The following is a 2,900-nucleotide window of genomic DNA, read 5'->3' as shown; positions in this document are numbered from 1 at the left end:
TTTGGCACGCTGTTGAGTTCTCAAGGAACGGACACTTCCTTCGAGCCGCTCTCACGGTCTCTCCGGGCGCTTCGTTCTTTCGTGTTCTCAGCTTAGCAGATTCGTTTGCCTGGTCTTAACCACTGCGTTTCGTTTCTGAAACCTGAAGTTCACCATCACCTCGCGGCGACCTGGGCAACGATAGCCCTTCTCCGGCCGGACACCTAATCGGGGCGCACCGAGCGTCACCCACATGGCCCCTGTTTCGGGGACCCGCCCCTGCTCAGCGCGATGGTCGGCGCTCGCTCGAATGCCGTAGAGTGCGGCGCGTCGAGCAAGAGGACTAGACCACTTGCGGTCGCGAGGCAGCCCGCCTGGCACTCCCCAACCCTCACCCTGCGTGGTGACCACCCCGGGGAGCGACGGGCCCAGGTATGTCGATCGAGTGCTGGTATGTCACGAGATGTCCGTAGTTGACATGATTTAGGCTTCAGTCGACGTCCTGCCGCGGCCCGCGGCCGCACGCTGTACTGCATTTGGGAGGCTCCACCATGACCACTGTGACGTCGCCGCTGGCCGGCCGCGCCGTCGGGCTCGCCGCCGTGCCCGACCCCGTTTTCTCCGGCGCCATGGTTGGTCCCGGCACCGCCATCGACCCCGTGCGCGAGCCGACCGAGGCTGTCGCTCCGGTGGACGGCCTCGTGGTCTCCATGCACCCGCACGCGTTCGTCGTGATGGATGCCGACGGCCACGGCGTGCTGACGCACCTGGGCATCGACACCGTCCAGCTCAACGGCGAAGGGTTCGAGCTCCTGGTCAGCAAGGGCGACCAGGTGCGCCGCGGCCAGCCGGTCATCAAGTGGAACCCGGCTGCGGTCGAGGCCGCCGGCAAGTCCCCCATCTCTCCGATCGTCGCGCTGGAGGCCTCGGCCGAGGCGCTCAGCACGGTCGCCGAGAGCGGTGAGATCGTCACGGGTGGCGATCTGTTCACCTGGAACTGAGCACGAACACGGCAGTGCTGCTCCGTCCCGCTCGTGATGCGGGGCGGAGCAGCACTGCCGGAGACCGGTGGGACCGGGCCTCCGAACTGACCTGAGTGGGACACGCCCTGCCCCGGGTGCCGAAGGACCGGCCGGGCGCAGCGGTCCGTAACGGACCGGGTGAAAGGAAGTTGGACATGGAACAGACCCTGCGCGGCGTGGGTGTCAGCCACGGAGTTGCCATCGGACAGGTGCGGCACATGGGAACCGCAGCCCTGGAGCCGCCGGCCACCCAGATCCCGACCGAGGACGCGCCGCGCGAGCAGGCGCGTGCGCAGGCCGCCGTGGACGCGGTGGCGGCGGACCTGATCGCCCGCGGCAACCTGGCCGGCGGTGAGGCACAGGCCGTGCTGGAGGCGCAGGCCCTGATGGCCCAGGACCCGGAGCTGATGGCGGACGTCCGGCGCCGGATCGCCGTCGGCAGCTCTGCCGAGCGCGGTGTCTACGACGCGTTCGCCGCCTACCGGGCGCTGCTGGCCTCGGCCGGTGAGTACCTGGCCGGACGGGTCGCCGACCTGGACGACGTCCGCAACCGGATCGTGGCGCGGCTGCTCGGTGTGCCGATGCCGGGTGTGCCGGACAGCGACGAGCCGTACGTGCTGTTCGCGCGGGACCTCGCGCCGGCCGACACCGCGCTCCTCGACCCGACGCTGGTGCTCGGTTTCGTGACCGAGGAGGGCGGGCCGACGAGCCACAGTGCGATCCTGGCCCGCGCGATGGGCGTGCCCGCCGTGGTGGCGCTGCCCGGTGCGACGGATCTCGCCGAGGGTGTCGTCGTCGCCGTCGACGGCAGCACGGGTGACGTCCTGGTGGAGCCGTCGCAGGAGAAGCAGGACGAACTGCGCCGGGTGGCGGCCGAACGGAAGGCCGCGCTGTCGGCCTCGTCCGGACCGGGGCAGACCTCGGACGGGCACAAGGTGCCGTTGCTGGCCAACATCGGCGGGCCGGCCGACCTGCCGGCGGCGCTGGAGGCCGGTGCCGAGGGCGTGGGCCTGTTCCGTACCGAGTTCCTCTTCCTCGACGACTCGGCGAAGGCGCCGAGCGAGGAGAAGCAGATCGAGGCGTACCGCAAGGTGCTGGAGGCGTTCCCGGAGGGCCGGGTCGTCGTCCGGGCGCTGGATGCGGGAGCCGACAAGCCGCTGGACTTCCTGACACCCGCCGACGAGCCGAACCCGGCGCTGGGTGTGCGTGGTCTGCGGACGCTGCTGGAGCACCCCGAGGTCATGCAGACGCAGCTGCGGGCGCTGGCGAAGGCCGTCGAGGGCCTGCCGGTGTACCTGGAGGTGATGGCCCCGATGGTGGCCGACCGGGTGGACGCCAAGGCTTTCGCGGACGCCTGTCGTGAGGCCGGGCTCCAGGCCAAGTTCGGCGCCATGGTCGAGATCCCGTCGGCCGCCCTGCGGGCGCGATCGATCCTGCAGGAGGTCGAGTTCCTGTCGCTGGGGACCAACGACCTGGCCCAGTACACCTTCGCGGCGGACCGCCAGGTCGGTGCACTGGCCCGCCTGCAGGACCCGTGGCAGCCCGCCCTGCTGGACCTGATCGCGTTCTCCGCCGACGCGGCGAAGGCGGCCGGCAAGAGCTGCGGTGTCTGCGGCGAGGCGGCTGCGGACCCGCTGCTCGCCTGTGTGCTGACCGGTCTCGGCGTCACCAGCCTCTCCATGGGCTCGGCGTCGATCCCCTACGTCCGGACGGCGCTGGCCAAGTACACGCTGGCGCAGTGCCGCCGCGCGGCCGAGGCGGCCCGGGCGACGGACACCGCCGACGAGGCGCGGGCGGCCGCGCACCAGGTGCTGTCCGGCGAGGGCACGAAGGCGTAGCAGTACACGAAGGCGTAGTGGTAGCGGAGAGGAACAGAGGGGCGGTGCCCACCGAAGGGTG

The 2,900-nt window shown here is 70.7% G+C and carries 2 protein-coding genes; both read left to right on the top strand.

Annotation, left to right across the window (positions count from 1 at the left end):
• Positions 1–530: 530 nt before the first annotated feature.
• Positions 531–980 carry a PTS glucose transporter subunit IIA gene (locus ACFUK0_RS39990; RefSeq protein ID WP_380258983.1) on the top strand — a complete coding sequence of 150 codons (450 nt, stop codon included), beginning with the start codon at positions 531–533 and terminating at the stop codon, positions 978–980.
• 176 nt (positions 981–1,156) lie between these two features.
• Positions 1,157–2,839 carry a phosphoenolpyruvate--protein phosphotransferase gene (gene ptsP / locus ACFUK0_RS39985; RefSeq protein WP_380258981.1) on the top strand — a complete coding sequence of 561 codons (1,683 nt, stop codon included), beginning with the start codon at positions 1,157–1,159 and terminating at the stop codon, positions 2,837–2,839.
• The last annotated feature ends 61 nt before the right edge of the window (positions 2,840–2,900 follow it).

The sequence above is a fragment of the Kitasatospora sp. NPDC057223 genome (genome assembly GCF_042669755.1).
In the GTDB taxonomy this organism is placed as follows: Bacteria; Actinomycetota; Actinomycetes; order Streptomycetales; family Streptomycetaceae; genus Kitasatospora.
This window is presented reverse-complemented; position numbering and strand designations above follow the sequence as displayed.

What these genes read in the sequence shown, in the direction of transcription:
- ACFUK0_RS39990 (WP_380258983.1), top strand. Translation starts at nt 531, where the DNA reads ATGACCACTGTGACGTCGCCGCTGGCCGGCCGCGCCGTCGGGCTCGCC.
- ptsP (WP_380258981.1), top strand. Translation starts at nt 1,157, where the DNA reads ATGGAACAGACCCTGCGCGGCGTGGGTGTCAGCCACGGAGTTGCCATC.